General features: G+C 46.8%; 22 protein-coding genes and 1 tRNA gene. 9 read left to right on the top strand and 14 right to left on the bottom strand.

Features of this window, described 5'->3' with window-relative positions; genetic code table 11:
* The first annotated feature begins 105 nt into the window (after positions 1-105).
* A complete protein-coding gene (locus tag HUN05_16105; GenBank protein ID WDP86459.1) occupies positions 106-2268 on the top strand; it encodes an alpha/beta fold hydrolase in 2163 nt (720 codons plus the stop codon).
* Between the two features lie 112 nt (positions 2269-2380).
* Positions 2381-3109, top strand: a complete 729-nt coding sequence (locus tag HUN05_16100) for an FkbM family methyltransferase (protein ID WDP86458.1) — start codon at positions 2381-2383, stop codon at positions 3107-3109.
* Between the two features lie 88 nt (positions 3110-3197).
* Here HUN05_16100 and HUN05_16095 read toward each other — a convergent pair whose 3' ends face one another.
* The 3 genes from HUN05_16095 to HUN05_16085 form a co-directional block, all read right to left on the bottom strand.
* Complete coding sequence (locus tag HUN05_16095) at positions 3198-3890, bottom strand: hypothetical protein (protein WDP86457.1); 693 nt, start codon at positions 3888-3890, stop codon at positions 3198-3200.
* A 26-nt stretch (positions 3891-3916) separates the two neighbouring features.
* A complete protein-coding gene (locus HUN05_16090) occupies positions 3917-6004 on the bottom strand; it encodes an elongation factor G (protein WDP86456.1) in 2088 nt (695 codons plus the stop codon).
* 184 nt (positions 6005-6188) lie between these two features.
* Positions 6189-7118, bottom strand: coding sequence for a DUF4338 domain-containing protein (locus HUN05_16085; GenBank protein ID WDP86455.1), 930 nt, complete (start codon positions 7116-7118; stop codon positions 6189-6191).
* A 210-nt stretch (positions 7119-7328) separates the two neighbouring features.
* On the opposite strand from HUN05_16085, the gene HUN05_16080 reads away from it, so the two are divergent.
* The 5 genes from HUN05_16080 (at position 7329) to HUN05_16060 (ending at position 11088) form a co-directional block, all read left to right on the top strand.
* Positions 7329-7886 carry a tetratricopeptide repeat protein gene (locus tag HUN05_16080; GenBank protein WDP86454.1) on the top strand — a complete coding sequence of 186 codons (558 nt, stop codon included), beginning with the start codon at positions 7329-7331 and terminating at the stop codon, positions 7884-7886.
* Entirely contained in the window at positions 7883-8173 is a 291-nt protein-coding gene (locus tag HUN05_16075; GenBank protein ID WDP86453.1) for an SPOR domain-containing protein, read from the top strand. The genes HUN05_16080 and HUN05_16075 overlap by 4 nt, the downstream gene beginning before the upstream one ends.
* Before the next feature lie 236 nt (positions 8174-8409).
* Complete coding sequence (locus HUN05_16070) at positions 8410-9621, top strand: nucleoside transporter (protein WDP86452.1); 1212 nt, start codon at positions 8410-8412, stop codon at positions 9619-9621.
* Positions 9622-9636: 15 nt separating this feature from the next.
* Positions 9637-10290, top strand: coding sequence for a 16S rRNA (guanine(527)-N(7))-methyltransferase RsmG (gene rsmG / locus HUN05_16065; GenBank protein ID WDP86451.1), 654 nt, complete (start codon positions 9637-9639; stop codon positions 10288-10290).
* A gap of 87 nt (positions 10291-10377) precedes the next feature.
* Positions 10378-11088 (top strand): IS6 family transposase, encoded by a 711-nt coding sequence (locus tag HUN05_16060; protein ID WDP86450.1) that lies wholly within the window; start codon positions 10378-10380, stop codon positions 11086-11088.
* Here the strand turns inward: HUN05_16060 and HUN05_16055 are convergent.
* From HUN05_16055 to HUN05_16010, 10 genes are read right to left on the bottom strand one after another with little or no spacing between them, the layout of a single operon-like run.
* On the bottom strand, positions 11076-11648 hold the full coding sequence (locus HUN05_16055; protein WDP86449.1) for a cobalamin B12-binding domain-containing protein: 573 nt from the start codon (positions 11646-11648) through the stop codon (positions 11076-11078). The genes HUN05_16060 and HUN05_16055 overlap by 13 nt on opposite strands.
* 7 nt (positions 11649-11655) lie before the next feature.
* Positions 11656-12822 carry an MFS transporter gene (locus HUN05_16050; GenBank protein ID WDP86448.1) on the bottom strand — a complete coding sequence of 389 codons (1167 nt, stop codon included), beginning with the start codon at positions 12820-12822 and terminating at the stop codon, positions 11656-11658.
* A 16-nt stretch (positions 12823-12838) separates the two neighbouring features.
* Complete coding sequence (locus HUN05_16045) at positions 12839-14209, bottom strand: PFL family protein (protein WDP86447.1); 1371 nt, start codon at positions 14207-14209, stop codon at positions 12839-12841.
* Between the two features lie 11 nt (positions 14210-14220).
* Entirely contained in the window at positions 14221-14778 is a 558-nt protein-coding gene (locus tag HUN05_16040; GenBank protein WDP86446.1) for an ACT domain-containing protein, read from the bottom strand.
* 23 nt (positions 14779-14801) lie between these two features.
* On the bottom strand, positions 14802-15452 hold the full coding sequence (locus HUN05_16035; protein WDP86445.1) for a ribulose-phosphate 3-epimerase: 651 nt from the start codon (positions 15450-15452) through the stop codon (positions 14802-14804).
* Entirely contained in the window at positions 15443-16477 is a 1035-nt protein-coding gene (locus HUN05_16030; protein WDP86444.1) for a PASTA domain-containing protein, read from the bottom strand. The genes HUN05_16035 and HUN05_16030 overlap by 10 nt, the downstream gene beginning before the upstream one ends.
* Complete coding sequence (gene rsmB / locus HUN05_16025) at positions 16474-17838, bottom strand: 16S rRNA (cytosine(967)-C(5))-methyltransferase RsmB (protein ID WDP86443.1); 1365 nt, start codon at positions 17836-17838, stop codon at positions 16474-16476. The genes HUN05_16030 and rsmB overlap by 4 nt, the downstream gene beginning before the upstream one ends.
* Position 17839: 1 nt before the next feature.
* A complete protein-coding gene (locus tag HUN05_16020; GenBank protein ID WDP86442.1) occupies positions 17840-18790 on the bottom strand; it encodes a methionyl-tRNA formyltransferase in 951 nt (316 codons plus the stop codon).
* Positions 18787-19317, bottom strand: a complete 531-nt coding sequence (def, locus tag HUN05_16015; protein WDP86441.1) for a peptide deformylase — start codon at positions 19315-19317, stop codon at positions 18787-18789. Before def ends, HUN05_16020 begins: the two co-directional genes overlap by 4 nt.
* 2 nt (positions 19318-19319) lie before the next feature.
* Positions 19320-20249 (bottom strand): bifunctional riboflavin kinase/FAD synthetase, encoded by a 930-nt coding sequence (locus HUN05_16010; GenBank protein ID WDP86440.1) that lies wholly within the window; start codon positions 20247-20249, stop codon positions 19320-19322.
* 119 nt (positions 20250-20368) lie between these two features.
* Between HUN05_16010 and HUN05_16005 the strand changes: the two genes are divergently transcribed.
* Positions 20369-20455 (top strand) — tRNA-Leu (locus tag HUN05_16005).
* A 112-nt stretch (positions 20456-20567) separates the two neighbouring features.
* On the opposite strand, the gene HUN05_16000 is transcribed toward HUN05_16005, so the two are convergent.
* The gene (locus tag HUN05_16000; GenBank protein WDP86439.1) at positions 20568-21278 is read right to left on the bottom strand and encodes an IS6 family transposase; all 711 of its coding nucleotides are present in this window, start codon (positions 21276-21278) and stop codon (positions 20568-20570) included.
* A gap of 80 nt (positions 21279-21358) precedes the next feature.
* Here HUN05_16000 and HUN05_15995 point away from each other — a divergent pair, with 80 nt between their 5' ends.
* The gene (locus HUN05_15995; GenBank protein ID WDP86438.1) at positions 21359-21955 is read left to right on the top strand and encodes a transketolase; all 597 of its coding nucleotides are present in this window, start codon (positions 21359-21361) and stop codon (positions 21953-21955) included.
* Positions 21956-21980: the final 25 nt, after the last annotated feature.

Genomic DNA, 21980 nt, shown 5'->3' with positions numbered 1-21980 from the left:
GTCTAAACCGTTTACATTGAGTATGATAATTATCAATACGGCAAAGCCAATCTGATATTATATACTATAGGCGGATCAATAATCAATGCTTTAAGGACGCTTGTCATGAATCCATTTGTTTTTGAGCTTTCCGGGTATACCTTAAAAACATTTTCAGGCTTTTCAAAGGCCTCCATCCAGATCAAAGGCAAAGAAAAGATTCCCCAGGGGTCGGTCATTTTCTGCGCCAATCATTTTACCCGCATTGAAACCATTTTCATGCCCTATCATGTCCATTCCATTACCGGAAAGCAGGTCTGGTCCCTTGCTGCCGGAGAATTGTTTGAAATTCCGGTGCTCAAAGGGCTAATGGATCAGCTTGGCGGGGTTTCCACCCATGACCCCCTCAGGGATGAAAAAATTTTAACCACGCTTTTGTCAGGCCAGGTCCAATGGATAATTTTTCCAGAAGGCATGATGGTTAAAAATAAAAAACTCATTAAAAATGATCAATTTACCCTGGTTGAAGACGAAAAAAAGACCCGGCCCCATACCGGGGCCGCTGTCCAGGCATTTCGGTGTGCTTTTTTTCAAGAGCGGCTAAGGCGTTTGTCCGGGACAAATCCATTTGAATACGAGCGGCTTAAATCACAGCTTAAGATAGATGATGAGCAGGCCGTGCTGGAAGGAAAGACCTTTATTGTCCCTGTAAATATTTCTTATTATCCGGCAAATCCCCGGGAAAATATTTTAGGGTCCATTGCCAATACCCTCATGAAAGAACCGTCCAAACGGATGATGGACGAACTCATGACAGAAGGATCCATGCTTTTTTCCGGGGTGGATATCACCATCCGGTTTGGTGACCCCATTGATATTTATCCCTATTTAAATGATCCCTATATTGAAAGTATGCTCACCATAAAAAGGCGGGTGCGGTTCAACCGTGATATTTATTCAAAAGCGGTTACTAAAAGCATTTCCAGCCAAATTATGGAGCGGTATATGGCAGATGTCTACGCCATGACCACCATCAATTATGATCATGTCATGGCCTGCATTCTCAAACATTTTCCCTACAAGCAGGAGGGGATATACATTTATGAGTTCCGGTGCAAGGTATATTACGCCATCACTTGCCTGGTATTGAACCGGCTGTGCAATGTGTCAGACAGTTTTTATCAGAACCAGATCCATTTGCTGACCAATGACCGGTTTGACCGGGTGGGCCGGTTTTTATCTCTGGCCAAGAAAACCTTGGTGGTCCGCATTGACGGGGACAGGATGTTCAAAGATCAGACCCGTTTTGGGGCCAAGAGCCCGTTTCATTCCGTGCGGCTGGAAAATCCGATTCTGGTCATGGCCAACGAGGTAGAGCCGGTAAAAGAGGCTGAAATTTGCCTGAAAAAGATTGCACAGCAGCCAGGCAGACAGATCATGGAACGGGTCAGATCCAGACTGGTTGAAAAGATGAATGTGGATTATTCAAGGGCATATTCAGCCTTTTTTATAGAAGAAGAGTCCAAGAGCAAACGGGTGGGAAAGCCCTTGTTTCTCAAGCAGACCAATGAAGTTGCCGGAGTTTTGCTCATCCATGGGTATATGGCCGCCCCAAGAGAGATGGCCGCCTTTGCCAATTATCTGTATGAACAAGGATTTACAGTCTATGCCCCACGCCTTGCAGGGCACGGTACCGCTCCCGAAGATCTTGCATCCACCGGTCATGAGCAATGGGTGGAATCCGTGGAAGAGGGGTATGTGGTCCTGAGGCATTCTTGTGAAAAAATTATTGTGGGCGGATTTTCAACCGGTGCGGGACTGGCCCTGGAACTGGCCAGCAGGGTGGATGATTTCCAGGCGATTTTTGCCGTGGCCCCGCCCATGCAGCTCAACGATATGGGGTCGTATTTTGTTCCCGTCATTGACACCTGGAATGCCGTGGTCAAAAAGTTGCGCCTGACTGCCGGGGCAAAGGAATTTATTGAAAATCAGCCTGAAAATCCCCATATTAATTATCTGCGAAATCCCATCGTTGGAATTCATGAACTGGAAAGGCTCATGGATCAGCTGGTCCCCAAGCTTAAGACCTTGTCAAAACCGGTTCTGGTGGTCCAGTCCAGGCAGGATCCTGTGGTCAGTGCCAAGGGCAGTTTAAAGCTGTTCAACAAAATCGGCTCAGACATCAAAGAGTATTATCTTTTTGATTTCCAGCGCCATGGTATTCTTCTGGGAAAAGGCAAGGAAAGGGTGTTCAAGGCCATTGAAAATTTCATCCGGCTCTGGGTTTAGTCGGGCAAACGGAAGGGGGTAATCATCCCCCGGTCAAATGGGAGGATGCCGGGTGAATATTTTTGTAAAGTGTTGACAAACCCCGTGTTCCTGTCTTATATCCTGAGTCCTAATGAATTTTCCACGAAAAATTATCAATGCCTGTGGGTTTGAGATTTTAAAGATCAACAAATACCATCCCACAATTGAATCCCATTTAAAGATATTGTTTGATGCCCTGTCCATAGATTTGGTCCTTGATGTGGGGGCCAATAACGGGGGGTATGGGACAATGCTCAGGCAGATGGGATATAAGGGGCATATCATCTCTTTTGAGCCGGTGAAAAGATGTTACAAGGCACTCCAAGAGACCATCGGCAATGACAAAAAATGGATCGCCCATAATTTTGCCCTGGGACCTGAGGACAAAGTCCTGACCATTAATGTGCCTCGATCCAATGATTTTGCCTCTTTTCTGGATGTGACCGACGGGGCAAAAGAGATCTGGGCAACGGATTTTTCAGCCATGGCCCAGGAGCAGGTCCAGGTAAAAGCTCTTGATCAGGTCTTTGAATTTCTGGTCCGGGATCTGGGGGAAAAAAGAAATATCTTTTTGAAAATGGATACCCAGGGGTTTGATCTGGAGGTGTTCAAAGGGGCAGAACAGAGCATTCAAAATATACAGGGGATCCAGTCTGAAATATCGGTGATTCCCATTTATGAAAACATGCCTGACTATATTGAATCCCTTTCCTGCTTCAGGGAGAATGGCTTTGAACTGACAGGGCTTTACCCTGTGTCAAGAAATATGCAAACCCTTCTGGTGGTTGAATTTGATGCTGTTATGATTAAACAGCCCTAAAAAAAGAACAGTCTGATTTAATATAAAACACCCGCAGATCTATGAAAATCTGCGGGTGTTTTAATTTTAACAGTCCTGGGCTTTATCTTTAATCCATTGGCATCATGGTGGCCGGATCAAGAGTGAATTTTTGGTCTGTCTTGTCACCGTCTTTGAGCACAACCGCTTGGATTTTATTGTCCACGGGCATGAGAAAAATGGCTTTGTCGATCTGGGTTTCATGGGTTGCCAACTGAACCGGGAATCCGTCATTGCTCAAGGGTTCTTCCCGGTGACTTTTCATTGAAAGCCAGGTGAAAATGGAAAATTCTTTGTTGAGCTGGTTTAAGTCTTCCAGGATTTCAGACAGGTCAGAATCAAAGTCCAGACCATCAATGACAATGATGGTCGGAAGGGCCAAGTCGGCCTTTTTAAAACTCTTGAGATAATCCCGGATCTTTTTGGTATCAAAGGAGGATTCAGTATAACTGATTCCGACTTTGTTGTGTTTGATTGATTCCCACAACCGGACCGCTTTCTGGGGATCAACGTATCCAATACTGTCAACCAGGTTGGTATAGGCTTCATCATATCTCAGGTTGATTTTTTCCATGGAATCATCCAGGCTGATATGAAGAATTTTTTCATCCGACAGCAGCTGAGTCAGGGCAATCTGAACCAGAAAACCGGTCTTACCTACGCCGGCCCGTGACAGGACAGCGCCAAACCGACCATCAGCGATGTTTTCAATGCCAACAGCTTTTTCAGCCGGGCTTCTGAGAATGAGATCTTTTTTAAGCATAGTTCCTCTCTTATGTATAAAAGGTCTTATTTGTTTTTGGCAGCTTTTTCTTCAGCCTTCTTTTTGGCAATTTCTTCAGCCACAGACTGGGGAACCTGTTTGTAGGTAGAAAACTCCATGGTGAACTGGGCTTTTCCCTGGGTTCCTGATCTTAAGACCGTGGAAAATCCGAACATTTCAGACAATGGCACCTGGGATTCAACCACTGACATCACCCCTTCTTCCTGGGAGCCTTGGATAATACCACGTCTCTGGTTGATCAGGCCCATGCAGGCACCCTGAAATTCATTGGGGGTCTCGATAACCACCTTCATGATCGGTTCCATAATGACGGGTTTGGCCTTGTTATACGCTTCAAGAAACCCGCCTCTGGCCGCAGCCTGAAACGCCATTTCAGAAGAGTCAACCGCATGAAATGCACCATCTTCAAGTGTCACCTTGATACCGGTCACCGGGAATTCAAGGTTGGGTCCTTTTTCCATACAGCCCAGAAATCCTTTTTCACAGGAAGAGATAAACTGGGTGGGGATTCTGCCGCCGGTCACCTTATTGACAAATTCAAATTCTTCTTCACAGGGTTCTATGAACCCGAGCACCCGGCCAAACTGTCCTGAACCACCGGTCTGTTTTTTGTGGGTGTAGTTGTACGGGGCCTTGCGGGTGATGGTCTCCCTGTAGGCAACCCGCGGTTTTCCGGTTTCAACTTCTGCCTGGTATTCGCGTTTCATCCTTTCAACATAGACTTCCAGGTGAAGTTCGCCCATGCCCTGGATGATGGTATCTCCGGTTTCATGGTCCACATAGGTTTTGAATGTGGGATCCTCCTTGGTAAACCGGTTCAACGCCTTGGACATGTTGATCTGGGCTTTGTTGTCCTTGGGCATGATGGACAAAGAGATTACCGGTTCCATAACATTCATGGCGATCATGGAATAATTAACGTCAGGTGAGACAAAGGTGTCACCCGAGGCACAATCAATGCCGAACATGGCGCCGATGTGGCCGGCTGGAATGGAGTCCACATCTTCCATCTGATTGGAATGCATGCGGATAAGGCGTCCTGCTTTGACTTTTTTACCGTCACGGGAGTTGATCAGGGTGTCGCCTTTGTTAATACATCCCTGGTATACCCGGATATAGGTCAGCTGGCCGTATTGACCGTCTTCAAGCTTAAAGGCAAGGGCCACAGTGGGTTTGTCAAAATCACTCTCAAGAATCACAGCCTCTTCGTTTTTGTCCAGGTCAATGGCTTCGTTCTCAATATCCAAAGGAGAGGGCAGGTAGCTGACCACTGCGTTGAGCAGGGGCTGAACCGCTTTGTTCTTATAGGCTGACCCGAGGAAAACAGGGGTCATCTGACGGGAGATCGTACCGGTTCTGACAGCTGACCTGATCATCTCCTCTGTGATGTCTGACTCTTCTAAAAGGGCATCGGTCAGTTCTTCAGAGAACAGGGAAACCTCGTCCAGCATCTCTTCTCTGGCCATTTGGGCCTCGTCAAGCATATCTTCGGGGATCTGTTTTTCAACCATCTTCTCCCCGTTGTCGCCTTCGAAATAGTAGGCCTTCATGGTGACCAGGTCCACAACACCTTCGTGCCGGTCTTCAAGGCCGATGGGAAGCTGCATCATAACGGAGTTGTGACCCAGTTTTTCCTTGAGCTGATCACTGACTTTGGCCGGATTGGCTCCTGAACGGTCACACTTGTTGACAAAGGCAATACAGGGAACTTGATACCGTTTCATCTGCTGGTCAACAGTGATGGACTGGGACTGAACGCCTGATACAGAGCAGAGGATGAGCACAGCCCCGTCCAGGACCCTTAGGGAACGCTCGACTTCAACTGTGAAATCCACATGGCCCGGTGTATCAATAATATTGATACCGTGGTTGTCCCACTCCGTATGGGTGGCAGCAGAGGCAATGGTGATTCCTCTTTCTTTTTCCAGTTCCATGGAGTCCATGACAGCGCCGGCACCGTCTTTTCCCCTGACTTCATTGATTTTGTGGATTCTGTCCGTATAAAAGAGAATCCTTTCAGTAAGTGTGGTTTTACCCGAATCAATATGAGCACTGATTCCGATATTTCTTACCCGTTTAAGATCTTTGATCATTTTATCTCATCCTTAAGTGAATAAAAAGGTACAACCATTGCCAAAGGCATTGTCATATATTTGTTACTATATTTTTATTACGATTTTATTAAATTGAATCCAGATTATTGCCTAAATATATGAAAAAGTATCCCTACGCTTTTTTTCTTGGTTTGTCAAGGGCTTAATCAAATATTTGTCGGGTCTAAGCCCTGTGTCCGGCAAACGGCAGATCAGGGCGGGGGGTGTCCAGGCCCAGGCAAAGCCGGGTGGAAAACTGGCGGGTCAACGGGTGCACAAAAATCTTTTTAGGGCTGGTTTTATAGGATGCATGGTTTCGAACACGTCCTTTTCCCGTGGTCATGCCGATATATTTCCAATTGGCGGCAAGATAGCAGGTGCCCGGGTAATGCGCCGGGTCCACAAAGGTCTCCATGAGCACCGGAGAAAACCCCCATTTGCGTTTCCAGTCTTTGGCCACTCTGGCATCTGCTTTGCCAAGAACATGGGAGGCCAGATTTTTGATCCGTACCCAGGGAAAAATTAAAAACCGGGAGTTATTGATCACCCATGGCAGGGTCTGCTCCCTTTGCGATGAAGACCAGCCGATCCATCTGTCCCGCCGGGCCAAGGTTTTTGCTGCGCCTGAAAACAGCAGGCAGCCTAAAATTCTGTCCCCGGAGGTGATAAAATAACGGATTCTGTAGCCAAAGGGCTTTTTATATCCCAGATAATGGTATCGGTCGGTATACTCGTTCCAGAGTTCTTTTTGTTCACGGGTGTCAGCCTCTGTCAGGCAGATTTGATCAAGTTCTTTCAGGTCGCAGGAGAGCAGGGCACTGGGATCTGTTTTTTTTGAATGGACAATGCTTTTGGGTTTTGGTTTTGATCGTAAGCGTTTGGCAGGCAGTTTAAATTCACCTTTTTTTTCAAAGGCTCTTAGCATTTTTGCGCAGGCATCCCATTTGTTTGTGCCCGAAGGTGTCCGCCAGTTCAGGTGTTCGCAAATGGTATGGGTCAGTTCTTTTACGCTTAAGTTGCCGAACATATCAATGGTTTGTTTTATATGTTCAAGTTCTTGTTCTGTAATGCTTCGGCTGCCGAACCTGGTCACTGGTTTTGGGATGGTGATCATAATGGGTTTCCTTAAAATGAGGATATACGGGGCAAGTGTACTCTTATCAAAGCGTGGGCGGGTTGTCTATACTTTTTAATTTTACGGGCCCCATTCAATAAAAATAAAGGGGTGCAAAAAGAGGCGGGCTTTAATCGATGATTTTTTGTTGTGTTTAAATATTTCAGATTATAGAATCGGCTATTCAGGAATATAACATTTGGAGGGGCCATGAAAATATTAATTGTTTTAAGTTTTGTCCTGATTTGGTTTGGCCCGATTTGTTTTGACCCTGGCAGGCCGGCTATTGCAGCCCCGGATAAATTTTATGACAACCCCTTGTTTAACCAGGGGGTTGCCCTGCTTAGTCAGGACAAATTTGACAAGGCCATTGAGGTGTTCACCCGTCTGATTGTGGAGCAGCCTGATAATGCAGATGCCCTGAGAAACCGGGGGGTCGGGTATATGCGACTTGGCCGGTATGATAAGGCCATCACGGATTTTGAGGCGGCCTTGAAGATAAACAAGGAGCTTAAGGGGTTGTATTCCAATCTCGGGGTGGGCTGGTATTATAAAGGCGATTTTAAAAAGGCCATCGACTATTATAATCAGGAGATTGCCCTGAGGCCGAACAACTCTTATGCCTATTTTAACCGGGCCATCTCCTGGGCCAAGCTTGACCAGTTCGACTCGAGCCTTGAGGATGTCAATAAAAGTCTGGATTTGTTTTCCGGCCATTATTTGGTTTGGTGTTTACAAGGGGATTTGCTGGTCAAAAAAAGAGGGTGAGCCAGGCAGCAACGGCCTATGAAAAGGCCATTTCCCTTGAACCGGATCAAGCCTATGCAAAAACAAGGCTGGCCCAATTAAAAAAAATTAAGCAAAATAAGTCAAAACAATCGGTAACGTCAAAAAAATCATCCGTTCAGCCTGTCCGGGACCATGGGGGAGCCTATGAAATTCAAATGGGTGCTTTTCAGGTTAGAAAAAATGCGGAAAAGATGGTAAAAGACCTGGCTGACAAAGGATACTCGGCCAGGATATTTGAAATTGAAAGATCTGACAAAAGAGTTTGATTCCTTGGAAAAGGCAAAGATCCAGGCGATGAGGATTAAAACCAAGATTGGTGCGGGGGTTCTTGTCCGGCCCCATGATATGTTTTAATTCATAGCGCCTATGGTGTGACAAATACGGGTTTTTAAAAGAGGATAAAAAAGTGGAGTGGTATAATCTGGTCAGTTTTGCAGGCATATTCGGGTTGTTGTTTCTGGCCTGGGCCATGGGCCGTTTTGTGTTCGGCCATGTCTAAAAGGTGAATTGGCATCTTTTGGGATGTGGGATCGGGCTTCAGCTTTTTTTTGCCTTGTTTATTTTTGTTGTCCCGGCAGGGGTAAGGGTTTTTCAGGGGGTAAACGATATGGCGGTCACGGTTCTGGCGGCTGCAGCCCAAGGGGCCCAGTTTGTTTTCGGTCCCCTGGCACTGCCCCCCGGCACCCAGGGGTCTCTGGGCTTTATTTTGGCATTCCAGGCCTTTCCGACCATTTTGTTTTTTTCCGCCCTTGTGGCCGTGCTCTACTATTATAATATTCTTCCCTTTGTGATCAGGGCGTTTGCAAAATTATTTACCCGGGTGATGCGAATCTCAGGGGCAGAATCCCTGTGTGCGGCCTCAAATATTTTTGTGGGGGTTGAATCGGCATTTACCGTAAAGCCCCATCTTGGGGATATGACCCAATCAGAGCTGTGCACCATTCTCACCGCAGGGATGGCCACGGTGGCCTCCAATGTCCTGGCCTTCTACGTGTTTACCCTTTATGACATATTCCCCAGCATTGCAGGGCATTTGATTTCAGCCTCTTTTTTGTCTGCTCCGGCAGCCCTTGTCATGGCCAAACTTTTTTTTCCTGAAACAGGGACGCCAAAGACCCTGGGCAAGAACGTAAATATTCATTATAAAAAAGATACCAATTTGTTTGAGGCCATCATTAACGGGGCCCAGGCCGGCTTAAAAGTGGTGTTCAGCATTGTTGCCCTGCTCATTGCCGTACTCGGCCTTGTGGCGCTTGTGGATCTCGGTCTGGACTGGGCATCCGATATTGTCGGGTCTTGGGTCCATATGGAGATGAACTGGTCCTTAAAGGGGATTTTGGGCTATGTGTTTTATCCTTTTACCCTGATGATCGGTGTGCCTGTGGAAGATGCCGGCATTGTATCAAAAATCATTGGTGAACGGATTATTCTGACCGAGGTGGCCTCTTACCAGGATTTGGCCCGTGTCCTGGCAGACAATAGTCTTATCCACGGCAGATCCGCCGTGATTACGGCATATGCCCTTTGCGGGTTTGCCCATCTTGCCTCCATGGCTATTTTTGTGGGCGGGGTCTCTGCGTTGGCGCCCAAGCGGACAGCGGACATTGCAAGTGTCGGGGGCAGGGCATTGCTGGCCTCAACCTTTGCCTGTTTGCTGACGGCCTGTGTGGCCGGTACGTTTTATACCCGAGCAAGCCTTTTGCTGGGAAATTAGGAGGAAAAGATAACAATGAATTCCTGGGTTGACCCCTTTAAAGAGCGCCTGTTCCAGGGCGGGCAAGCACTTGGATATGAGTTGAGTTCCAAAGAGATGGGGCTTATGGCAGACCATGCAGAACAACTCATGGTATGGAATAAAAAAATTAACCTGACCGCCATCAGAAATCCCTTGGAAATGGCGGAAAAACATTTTTTAGATGCCGTGGGGGTGGCAGGTCTTTTAAACGGGGAAAATAAAATCCTGGACATGGGCTCAGGCGGGGGATTTCCCGCATTGCCCCTGAAAATTTTAAATCCGTCACTTCATTTCAGCCTGGTGGATTCGGTACGGAAAAAGGTGAGTTTTCTCAACCACGTCGTACGGACGCTCGAACTTGAAGGGATCAAGGCTTTTCATTCCAGAGTCCAGGCCCTGGCCTTGGATCCGGACCATTTCAAATCGTACGATGCCGTTATGTCCAGAGGGTTTTCAGGTTTAGAGTCCTTTGTTGATTATGCCGCACCCTTTTTGACCCCGTCCGGGAAAATTTATGCCCTGAAAGGGGAAAATGCCCAAAACGAAATTACCCCGGCTGTAAGATCCAGGTTTGATATCAAGATAGATCATTATCTGCTTCCCTTTTTAAAGGCAGACCGGTATCTTTTAAGACTCACACCCAAATAACCGGCCATTTTTTGGGTTCTGTTGCAAAAAATTATTAATGTCTGATACAAGTCCGTTTTGGCACTAATTTATTTGCAGAGAGATAGTATGAAAAATGAAAACCCTTTCAAGTGGCGTCATTATGAAAAAGAAATCATCCTGTTGAATGTTCGCTGGTATCTGAGATATCAACTGAGTTACAGGAATCTGGAAGAGATGATGCAAGAACGGGGCTTGTCTGTGGATCACAGTACCATTTACCGATGGGTTCAGCGCTATGCTCCTGAAATGGAAAAGCGAAGCAGGAAGTATCTGCGGCAATCAAATGATTCTTACCGTATTGATGAAACATATATCAAGGTGCGGGGGAAAATGAAGTATCTTTACCGAGCGGTCGATTCCCGTGGAAATACCATCGATTTTCTTCTTCGCAGCAGACGTAATATGGAATCTGCCAAACGATTTTTTAAAAAGATGCTGCGAGCTTCCAATAGCTCCAGACCTCGGGTTCTGAGTGTTGACGGAAATCCTGCATATCCTCCGGCAGTAAAGGCTTTGAAAGAAAAAAAGCTTCTGAATAAGGACTGTATCCTAAGACAGAATAAATATCTGAACAATATTATTGAGCAAGACCACCGGTTTATCAAAAAGCTTGTCAGAGCTGGTATGGGGTTCAAGACATTTCATTCTGCCTGGCGGACGCTAAAAGGCTATGAAATTATGAACATGATCAGAAAAGGACAAGTTAAAAATATCAGGAAGGGAGAAATTTTAAAGCAGAAAGAATTCGTCGAAAATCTGTTTTCTTATGCTGCGTAAATTTTACGCCTGAACGATCTCTTTGTCCTGGAAATATTTTTTGCAACAGAACCATTGCAAAGCTTCGTCATTGACCTTTCCCCGTCTCCTCTCAGGACAAAATCAATGGCCTTGCATTGAAGCATATGTTCGGGAAAAGCTGTGGGGTGATGTCCGCCGGCAACAATATACGCCTTTGGAAAAAAGCGTTTAACCGCAAGGGCAGTTTCAATGGTCTGGTCGCAATAGGTGGTAAACAAAGAGGAGATCCCAACCACAAAAGGCTGGTCTCGTCTGACCTGATTTGCCAGGTGCTCGTGGCTGTATCCAAAGTGGCGAAATTCATGGAATAGTGAAAATAAGGACCCGTCTTTTTGCCCGTAAAATTCATTTAAATATTCAAATGGCTTGGGATAGTTTAAGACCTTGGATTTGCTGCAGGTAAGGCCGTCAATGATTTTTGTTTCAAATCCGGCCTGTTCAAGGCTTGCGGCAATGGAGCAAAGCCCGTAGGGAATGGTCCGCTTGTGGGTGAGATAGAACTCCTGGATCGGGGGCTGGAGCAGGACAACAGAGTTCATGACCAATCTATTTTATGCTTGGAAACCTGGAGATAAGCCCCAGGCATAAAACAGGAATAAATGAGGCGTATAAAAGCACGGCCTCAAGCCCGAAAATATCTGCCAGTTTACCCACCCCCGGGGCGATTGCGCCCCCAAGGCCATAGGCAAATCCCATCATCAGGCTGGCCACCATGGCTCTGGATCCGGGTGCCAGTTTCTGTGCCATGACCACGCCCAGGGGCAAAGGTGCAAGCACGGTGAATCCGGCCAGAAAAGAGCCCAGATAGACCCAGGGCCCGGGCAGGTAAAGATAGAGCAAAAGCGTCGGGGGCATGAGCAGAAAGGATAAAATAAAAATGGGTTTAAACCCTTTCCGGTCCGCCATGAACCCTGCCAAAAGCCCGCTTAGAGTGCCGGCCATGATAAACAGGGCCACAATCAGCCCGACAGAGGGCAGGGTATGCCCCATGTCGTGGAGATAAATGGGCATAAAGGTCATAAAGGTCTGTCCGGCCACAGCCCTGAGCACCATGACAAGCCAGATCAGAAAAATGCTTTTATATACCTTGCCCAATGTTTTTTTCAAAGAACCCCAAAACCCCTGGGATGACATGTTTTCCGATACAGGCTTGGGCAGATACCGAATGCAGAATAAAAACGAGACAAGGCCGAGTATCAAGGTATAGGGCATGGCCTCAAGCCCGAACTGCATTACATACCAGGTGATGAACACAGGACCTATGGCAAAGGCAAGGGTGCCGCCGGTGTTGAAAAGAGACATGGAAAATCCCGCCCTGTTCCCGGCATAAAGATTGACCATGCCGGTGGTGGCCGGATGAAACATGGAAGATCCCAATGACCCCAGGCTGAGAATGCCCAGCAATACCCAGAAGTTGGTGGCCACTCCTGAAAAGGGAATGGCAAAAAAGGCGAGAAAAAGTCCCATAAACACAAAACTTCGGGTCTCATACCGGTCGGCCATATATCCGACCACAGGCTGGATCACAAAGGCCAGAAACCTTACAAGACCCGTGATCAGTCCAACCTGGGTCAGGGTCAGGCTGAGCTTGTCCACAAAGGCCGGTAATAGCGGTGTGAAAAAAGAGGAATAAAAATCACCGGTAAAATGGACCAGGGTCAATACCAGGATAATTTTAAAATTTACCGGATTGGGTGTGGCACTGTTTTTCATTCTGTATCTGTCCGGCCTAATTTTTCAGGCTGTGAATGGGTGCAGGGATTCGTCCGCCAAAACTGACAAACTCATCTTCAAGATCCAGATGGGGCACATCCATGATCTTTGCTTCGCCCAAAAGACCGCCGAAAAAGACCTTGTCCCCGGCTTTTTTTCCGGGAACGGGTATGATCCGTGTGGCAGTGGTTTTGGCATTGATCATCCCAATGGCCATTTCATCGGCAATTATTCCACCAAGGGTCTGTTCGGTTATGTCACCGGGCACCGGCACCATGTCCAGGCCCACGGAACAGACACAGGTCATGGCCTCAAGTTTTTCAATGGTCAGATAGCCTTTACGGGCGGCATTGGCAATATTGAGGTCCTCACTCACCGGAATAAATGCCCCGCTTAATCCGCCCACATGGGAGCTTGCAAATGCCCCTCCTTTTTTAACGGCATCATTGAGCATGGCAAGGGCGGCAGTGGAGCCGGGAACCCCGATATGTGATAGGCCCAGGGCCTGAAAAATTTCACCAATACTGTCTCCCACAGTGGGGGTCGGGGCAAGGGAGAGATCCACAACACCAAATTTTATACCCAGGTTTTCAGCCACTTCCCTGCCGATGAGTTCACCGACCCGGGTGACCTTGCAGGCCGTGCGTTTAATGATTTCTGCAATTTTACCAAGGGTGAGACGCTGGTCTGCAAGGTTGCGTTCAATGGCCCGCTTGACCACTCCGGGTCCTGAGACTCCGACATTGATAACGGCATCCGCCTGGCTGACGCCAAGATAGGCTCCGGCCATAAAGGGCATGTCCTGGGGGATATTTGAAAATACACAGAGTTTTGCGCAGGCAAGGCCGTCATCCTCAGCTGTCAGCTGGGCCGCTTGTTTGATGGCAGACGCCATCTTGGCCACGGCATCCATATTGATGCCAGCCTTGGTCGTGGCCACATTGACTGAAGCACAGACCCGCTGGGTTTCGGTCAGTGCCCGGGGGATGGCCTCAATCAGGGCTAGGTCACCCTTGGCCATGCCCTTTTCCACAAGGGCGGAAAATCCCCCGATAAAATCAATGTTAACGGTCTTGGCAATATCGTTGAGTTCGTGGGCGATTTCAACCATCTGATCAGAGTTAAAACTTGCGCCCACAAGGGCAATGGGAGAAATGGAAATCCGTTTATTTACCACCTGAATCCCGTATTTTTCCCCCACCTGGTCACAGGTCTCAACCAGATTTTTGGCATGGGACAATATTTTTTTTCTGATATTTTTTTTGAACACTGAAAGATCGTGGCTTACGCAGTCAAAAAGGTTTACCCCGAGGGTAACAGCCCTGACATCCAGGTTTTCGTTTTTCACCATCTCAATGGTTGACATAATTTCATGGTCTTCAAACATGGAACTTCCTCTTAAATTTTATTGATGGCGTCAAAAATATTTTTATGCTGAATGCGGATGTCCAGATCAAGTTCAACCGCTTTTTTTCGCAGCGCTGCAAAAAGATCCTGGGAAAGGACCTCATTGGTAACAGCGACCTGGTAGGACATGACATTGGCACCGGGTTCTGTACCGCCTTTGAATACGGCCTTAAGATTAACAATATTGGCGTTAAACGAGGCAATAATTGAAGAGAACCTGGCCACAAGGCCTTTTTGGTCAGGTCCGATGGTGGTGATCAAAAAGATTTCCCTGCCGGGTTCTTGAGCGTCAAAAGATCCGTTGGTCTCGAGAATTTTAACATGGATGGTCAATCCGTTATGGTTTTCTCGTTTATTGAGCTTTTCTTCAAGATCCCGGGGCTCTATCTTTTTAGGGGCGTCCACAATGAAAAAGCCTGCAAATTGATTTTGAAGAATCATCTGGTTAACATTTTCCAGATTACAGCCCAGGTCAAACAGATCGTTGCTCACCTGGGCGATAATACCGGGCCTGTCCTTTCCAAGAACAGTAATGATTAATTTATTCATAAATTACCTTAAGCCTATCTCGTTTAAATTGCACTGCGCAGACCCTTGATGGTCTGGGTATAATCAGGGGTATTGAAAATTGCAGATCCTGCCACAAACGAACGGGCACCGGCCTTGTGAACCCGGCCAATGGTCTCTTGGTTGATCCCGCCGTCAACCTGGATAAGGGCATCAGAACCGTGGGCCTTGAGCAGATCTGCCAATGATTTGATTTTATCAATGCTGGAATTGATGAACTTTTGTCCGCCAAACCCGGGATTAACACTCATGATCAACACAAAATCAAGCTGGTCGATGATGTATTCAATTGAAGACAGCGGGGTGGCAGGGTTGAGTGCAACCCCAGCCTTTACCCCCAGGCTTTTAACAAGCTGAAGCGTTCTGTGAAGATGGGTACAGGCCTCGGCATGGACGGAAATATAATCAGCCCCTGCCCGGGCAAACTCAGGAATGATGCTGTCTGGTTTTTCAATCATGAGATGAACGTCAAGTACGAGTTTTGACACCCGTTTACAGGCCTCCACAATGATGGGACCGTAAGTAATGTTCGGGACAAACTGCCCGTCCATTACATCAATATGAATCCAGTTAGCACCCGCTTTTTCCACGGATAATAATTCTTGGCCCAGACAGGTAAAGTCTGAGGACAATATGGAAGGGGCAATTATTGCCATGATTGTTCTCCTAAAATAAAATGTCTAACAGGGTCTTCCCAGGCCAGGCGCAAATTTCCATGCCAGGGATCGATATCTAAGGTTTTTACCAATTGGTGATCAACAAAAATAAGGACTCTGGTTTTAATGCCGCCGGGAACCAATAAATTTATGGTTTTTCCAGGTTTCATATACCCATTGAAAAAATTATTTTTTTTGCCGAACAGATCCGTAACCACACGGACATGCTGATTTGAAAACCCGGGGTTAAGCGTATGGGAAACCCAGGTCATTTCTTTTAAACGCCGGGGTTTCATCACCCCTTCTCCCTGGGGGTCATTGACCACAAGGGCGATGGTGACGTCCTCTTGCACCTGGGTCCCGAATTTGGGATCCTGCTTTACCACCTGGCCCCTGGGCCGGTTTGGATCAAATTCAGACCGGATTTCATCCAGGCTGAAAGAGAGTGCCTCAAGTTTATTGGCAGCAGCATCCAGGGAAATATTTTCAAGATCGGGCATAACCTGTACACTGGGTCTTGGCCCTTTGCTCACCAGAAAATCACATTTTGAATTGGAGACCACCCGGGTCAGGGGCAAAGGGTACTGGGAGATAATGCCTTGTTTGGGCGTATGGGAACAATAGACATAAACAATACGCCCGGGACGCAGTTCGTTTTCTTCCAGAGTCAAAATCCCCTGCTTGAGCACTACCTGCCGAAGGTCCGGCATCTGGCTCTCTTTAAATCCCTTGGAAATATTAATCACCACATCCCGGCCTTTTTTAATGATGGCCCCGGGTTTTGGATCCTGGAAAATAACCCCGTATTTAGGGATGGTATCATGGTATTGGGTGTCATATAATTTTGGATTCAGGCCAAGACGGGTAAGGGTTTTTAAAACCTGAATTATATTTTTTCCGGAAAAATCCGGCAAAACAACTTCAGGCGCAGACCGGGTAAACACCCCCACCCCCAGGTAGCCTGCAGCACCTGCCAAAACAAAAGCAAAAATAAATACAAATAGATATTTCACCAAGCTTTTCAAGGGGCCTGCCTCCGTCTCATCCGGGCGGCAAAAAAACCGTCCATCTGGGTCAGGCAAGGATAGGTCTTGAATTGAAAATCAGAGCCTGAGTTGGACATTTCACACAAACTGGACAAAAAGTCCTGGTTGTCAGGCAGATAATCCTTGCGCCGTTTTAAAAATGAATCAATGATAATCTCGTTTTCTTCCGGTTCACAGGAACATACCGCATAAACCAGGACCCCTCCGGGCCTGACAAGACCTGCTGCGGCATTTAATATTTTTTTTTGAAGCCCTGCCATGCGCTGGACGTCTTTTAATCCTCTTTTCCACCGGGTATCCGGATTTCTGCGCATGACACCAAGACCAGAACAGGGAGCATCCACAAGCACCCGGTCAAAATAGCCGTTAAAATTTTTAACTGAAGATCCCACAAGATCCAGGGACTCAGGTTCAATTATACTGATGCCCAGTCTTTGGGCTTCTGTGGACAGACGCTCAAGCTTGCCCGGATCAGGGTCATTGGCAGTGATCCTGCCCATATTGTTCATCATCTGACCGATGTGGCAGGTTTTGCCCCCAAGTCCTGCACATGCATCCAGAATGCGTTCTTTAGGTTTCGGCCCAAGGATCTGGGTCACCAGCTGGGCCGCCTCATCTTGCACCTGAAAATGTCCATGGTCAAAACCGGGCAGATCAGCCATGGACCGTCCCGGTTTTGAAATCAGAATCCCGAGCTTGCTGACCGTTGTTCGGGTATTTTCTATCCCATGCTCGGACAAGTCACAGCTTAAATCCTTGGGACTGGATTTAAGGGTGTTTACCCTTAAAGTGATGGGGGGAATCTCCATAAGACCAGCGCACAGCCCCTGGGTTCGTTGCTTCCCAAACCTTGCCGTCCATCGTTTTCCCATCCATGATTGAATGGAATAGGCCACCTTGAGATAGGCAATAAATTGTTTTTTTTTGTCCGGCAGGGCAGGGGCGCGTCCTGGGTCTGATGCCTTTCGAAGCAGGGCATTAATAAAACCGCAGCTCTTTTGATTGGTCTTTAATTTTGCCAGCTCAATGCTTGAATGAATTGCGGCAAAATCAGGAATCCGGTCCAGAAAAACCAATTGGAAAATTCCCATTCTTAATATGGTTTTTACAGGTCTGTCCAGACGCTGAAACGGAAGTTTGGAAAATGTTTCAATGATCTGATCCAATCGGCCCCTGTGTCGGAGCACCCCAAATACAATGGCGTTGCACAAGGAACGGTCCTGGACACTGAGACGGTCAAGATCTTCTCTGGCATCCTCAATGGCCCGGTCCAGGGTCATTTTTTTTTTTTGACTGGATTCAAGCAGGGAAAAAGCAATATGGCGTAAATCTTTATGCATTTTATTCAAACCGTGCCGGCAGATCTATTTTATGCCCCCGGAGAAAGGCTTCGGCCGTAAGCCGTTTGCCGGAAGATCCCATGAGTTCCAAAATCATAACCCTTTTTTTACCGCAGGCCACACAAATGCCTCTGGCATCACAGGAAAGGATCTGTCCCGGTTCCGGATCATCATCAATTTCAAGGTCATGCCAGGGCACGGCCTTAAAAATTTTAAACCGTTTTCCCAAAAGATGGGTAAAGGCCCCGGGCCAGGGGGTCATGGCATTTATATGGGCGCAGACCCCTCGGTCAGACCGGGTCCAGTCTATCTTGCCGTCGCTTTTTTTAAGCATGGTCACATGGGTGGCACAGGTCTCATCCTGGGGTTCAGGTGTAATGGCATCCTGGTTGATCTGGTTGATGGTCCGGACAATCAGTTCTCCGCCCATCATGGACAGTCTGTCATGAAGGTCCTGGGCTGTTTCTTCCTCAAGGATGGCTGTTTTGGAACGCAGCAGCATATCGCCTGTGTCCATGCCCCTGGCCATGACCATGGTGGTGATACCGGTTTCCTTGTCCATATTCATGACCGCGGCCTGGATCGGGGCTGCTCCTCTGTATTTTGGCAGCAACGAGGCATGGATATTAATGGGATAAACCTTGGGGATGTCCAAAATTTTTTGTGAGAGGATCTGACCGAAGGCCACCACCACAAAATAGTCAGGGGTAAGATCTTTTAACCTGGCCTCCCCTTCAGGGGAATTGATTTTTTCCGGCTGGAACACGTCGATACCAAGGGCCTGGGCCGCTTTTTTCACAGGGGAGGGCGTCAATTTTTTCCCCCGTCCCTTGGGCCGGTCCGGCTGGGTCACCACCAACGGGATTGAAAATTGGTCTTCCTTGGCCAGGGCCTCTAGTGCGGGAACTGAAAACTCAGGGGTTCCCATAAAAATTATTCTGCTGGGTGTCATGAATCTTTTTTCAATTGTTTTAAACGTTTTTTTCTATACATGGCCCGTTTCAAAGCTGAAATCCGGTCAATGAACAATATGCCGTCAAGATGGTCTATTTCATGCTGCATGATCACGGCTAAAAGCCCTTGAGCATTAAATTCCAATTTTTTACCATCAATGTTCAACGCCCTGACCGTAACCTGTTCATGCCGTTTCACATCGGCCCTGTAATCCACCACACTCAGACATCCCTCGTTTTCAGAAATAAATGTGGGCTCACTTCTGGCAATGATTTCAGGATTGATCAAAGCGGTAAACTCATGGGCCTCATTTTCAATTTCAGGGTCAGGGGCATGGGCATCATAGACCAAAATTCTTTTGTTTATTCCCACCTGGGGGGCAGCCAGTCCCACACCTGAATCATGGAACATGGTTTCACCCATATCTTCAATGAGTTCTTTTATTTTCTCATCAATGGTTTCTATGGGTACCGAAGGTTTATTTAATGATTTTTCCGGATACTTTACGATCTTCAATACAGCCATTTTTATCTTAATATTTCCTTTGCTCGTTGAATATCTTTTTTAATCTGCTCTGATAATTGTTGAATATTGGAAAATTTAATCTCATCCCTGAGCCGGGCCACCATGTTGACCCGGATTCGTGTATCATAGATATCCTTGTCAAAATCAAGGATATGAACCTCTATGGTAAACATCTGATCTCCAAATGTGGGGGAAAACCCAATGTTGGCCACCCCTTTAAAATTACCATGAAGGGTTTCCACCTGAACGGCATAGACCCCGATTTTAGGACAGAGTTCATCATGAAGTTTAATATTGGCCGTGGGAAATCCAAGCTGGCTTCCCCCGCGTTCCCGGCCTTTGATCACCTTGCCCCGGATCTGATAATGCCTGCCCAGATACTTCATGGCAAGCTCCACCTGGCCATCCATCACAATTTCACGGATCCTTGTCGAGGAAATCCGTTCCATCCCGGTTTTAGAATCATTGATCCACTCTGAAACAATAGTTTTAAATCCGAGACGCTGGCCTTCGGATCTGAGCAGGTCAATATTGCCGGTCCGTTTTTTTCCAAAATAATAATCCCCGCCCACAATAATTGCCTTCATGCCGATCTTGTCCACAAGTATTTTTTGGATAAAATCATGGGCAGATATATCGGCAAACGCTTTGTCAAACGGCAGGCACATCAGAATATCAATGCCTGATTTTTCAATGAGCTCAAGTTTTTGGTCATGCCGGGTAATCAAAGAGGGGCTTGAAATACCAAGCGCTCTTAAGGGGTGAGGTTCAAAGGTAATGACGACTGAGGTCCCGTTTATCTGGGCAGCCTGTTCAATGACCTGATATATTAAAGACTGATGGCCCTTGTGGACCCCGTCAAAATTTCCTATGGTAACGACTGCATTTTTAAATGGTGAGTCGATCTGGTTCAAGCTTTCGATTAATTCCATGTTGTCCTTCAATTTTGGCGCAAAAATAGTATTGACAAATACCACAAACAAATATATATATCCCAACCATTGCTTTTAAGCAATCTTTAATTGCCTGCTTTTAAGCGAAGAACGGATGAGCCGAAGTGGCGGAATTGGTAGACGCACCAGTTTCAGGGACTGGCGAGCGCACGCTTGTGGGAGTTCGAATCTCCCCTTCGGCACCATCTCTCATAAGAAGCTACTGTAATCACAGTGGCTTTTTTTATTTTCAGAGTCTGCAATCGGTTCTGTTGCAAAAAATATTTCCAGGACAAAGAGATCGTTCAGGCGTAAAATTTACGCAGCATAAGAAAACAGATTTTCGACGAATTCTTTCTGCTTTAAAATTTCTCCCTTCCTGATATTTTTAACTTGTCCTTTTCTGATCATGTTCATAATTTCATAGCCTTTTAGCGTCCGCCAGGCAGAATGAAATGTCTTGAACCCCATACCAGCTCTGACAAGCTTTTTGATAAACCGGTGGTCTTGCTCAATAATATTGTTCAGATATTTATTCTGTCTTAGGATACAGTCCTTATTCAGAAGCTTTTTTTCTTTCAAAGCCTTTACTGCCGGAGGATATGCAGGATTTCCGTCAACACTCAGAACCCGAGGTCTGGAGCTATTGGAAGCTCGCAGCATCTTTTTAAAAAATCGTTTGGCAGATTCCATATTACGTCTGCTGCGAAGAAGAAAATCGATGGTATTTCCACGGGAATCGACCGCTCGGTAAAGATACTTCATTTTCCCCCGCACCTTGATATATGTTTCATCAATACGGTAAGAATCATTTGATTGCCGCAGATACTTCCTGCTTCGCTTTTCCATTTCAGGAGCATAGCGCTGAACCCATCGGTAAATGGTACTGTGATCCACAGACAAGCTCCGTTCTTGCATCATCTCTTCCAGATTCCTGTAACTCAGTTGATATCTCAGATACCAGCGAACATTCAACAGGATGATTTCTTTTTCATAATGACGCCACTTGAAAGGGTTTTCATTTTTCATACTATCTCTCTGCAAATAAATTAGTGCCAAAACGGACTTGTATCAGACATTAATAATTTTTTGCAACAGAACCTGCCCCGGTGCTGGCCAGAAAAGGATACTTTGATTTCAATCTTTTAAAAACCTTTAACCAGTTTAAGTCGCCGTTCGGGATGCATCTGGATGCAAAAAAAGTCAAAGGCGTCGATGTTTCCACCGGATCTCTCGGGCATGGCCTTCCCATGGCCGTCGGACTTGCACTGGGTGCCAGGCTGAGAAAGGAGTCCTGGAAAGTTTATTGCCTTCTGGGCGATGGCGAATGCAACGAAGGGACTGTCTGGGAAGCCGCCATGTCAGCCAGCCATTTTAAACTCACCAATATGATTACCCTTGTCGATCGTAACCGCCTGATGATGGATGGCAGAACAGAAGATGTCATGGGGCTTGAGCCATTTGCAGACAAATGGAAATCCTTTGGTTTTATTGTTAAGGATGTTGACGGTCACAGCTTTACTGAACTGGCAACTGCCATTGACTTTGCCCATAACCAGGATGAGGCGCCCGTGGTTATTATTGCCAACACGAAAAAGGGACGCGGGGTTGATTATATGGAAGACGACGTAAGATGGCATTATGGGAGTATGAATTCAACCCTCGCACAACAGGCACAAGAATCCATCGACAGAATGTACACATAAACCCAAAAGAATCCCTTACCCTAAC

The sequence above is a fragment of the Desulfobacter sp. genome (assembly GCA_028768545.1).
In the GTDB taxonomy this organism is placed as follows: Bacteria; Desulfobacterota; Desulfobacteria; order Desulfobacterales; family Desulfobacteraceae; genus Desulfobacter.
This window is presented reverse-complemented; position numbering and strand designations above follow the sequence as displayed.

Coding starts and splice junctions, on each gene's coding strand:
- HUN05_16040 (WDP86446.1), bottom strand. CDS start 14,778: ATGAATAAATTAATCATTACTGTTCTTGGAAAGGACAGGCCCGGTATT.
- HUN05_16000 (WDP86439.1), bottom strand. CDS start 21,278: ATGAAAAATGAAAACCCTTTCAAGTGGCGTCATTATGAAAAAGAAATC.
- HUN05_16020 (WDP86442.1), bottom strand. CDS start 18,790: ATGACACCCAGCAGAATAATTTTTATGGGAACCCCTGAGTTTTCAGTT.
- HUN05_16035 (WDP86445.1), bottom strand. CDS start 15,452: ATGGCAATAATTGCCCCTTCCATATTGTCCTCAGACTTTACCTGTCTG.
- rsmB (WDP86443.1), bottom strand. CDS start 17,838: ATGCATAAAGATTTACGCCATATTGCTTTTTCCCTGCTTGAATCCAGT.
- HUN05_16045 (WDP86447.1), bottom strand. CDS start 14,209: ATGTTTGAAGACCATGAAATTATGTCAACCATTGAGATGGTGAAAAAC.
- HUN05_16055 (WDP86449.1), bottom strand. CDS start 11,648: ATGAACTCTGTTGTCCTGCTCCAGCCCCCGATCCAGGAGTTCTATCTC.
- def (WDP86441.1), bottom strand. CDS start 19,317: ATGGCTGTATTGAAGATCGTAAAGTATCCGGAAAAATCATTAAATAAA.
- HUN05_16090 (WDP86456.1), bottom strand. CDS start 6,004: ATGATCAAAGATCTTAAACGGGTAAGAAATATCGGAATCAGTGCTCAT.
- HUN05_16010 (WDP86440.1), bottom strand. CDS start 20,249: ATGGAATTAATCGAAAGCTTGAACCAGATCGACTCACCATTTAAAAAT.
- HUN05_16085 (WDP86455.1), bottom strand. CDS start 7,118: ATGATCACCATCCCAAAACCAGTGACCAGGTTCGGCAGCCGAAGCATT.
- HUN05_16050 (WDP86448.1), bottom strand. CDS start 12,822: ATGAAAAACAGTGCCACACCCAATCCGGTAAATTTTAAAATTATCCTG.
- HUN05_16105 (WDP86459.1), top strand. CDS start 106: ATGAATCCATTTGTTTTTGAGCTTTCCGGGTATACCTTAAAAACATTT.
- HUN05_16060 (WDP86450.1), top strand. CDS start 10,378: ATGAAAAATGAAAACCCTTTCAAGTGGCGTCATTATGAAAAAGAAATC.
- HUN05_16100 (WDP86458.1), top strand. CDS start 2,381: ATGAATTTTCCACGAAAAATTATCAATGCCTGTGGGTTTGAGATTTTA.
- HUN05_16095 (WDP86457.1), bottom strand. CDS start 3,890: ATGCTTAAAAAAGATCTCATTCTCAGAAGCCCGGCTGAAAAAGCTGTT.
- HUN05_16080 (WDP86454.1), top strand. CDS start 7,329: ATGAAAATATTAATTGTTTTAAGTTTTGTCCTGATTTGGTTTGGCCCG.
- rsmG (WDP86451.1), top strand. CDS start 9,637: ATGAATTCCTGGGTTGACCCCTTTAAAGAGCGCCTGTTCCAGGGCGGG.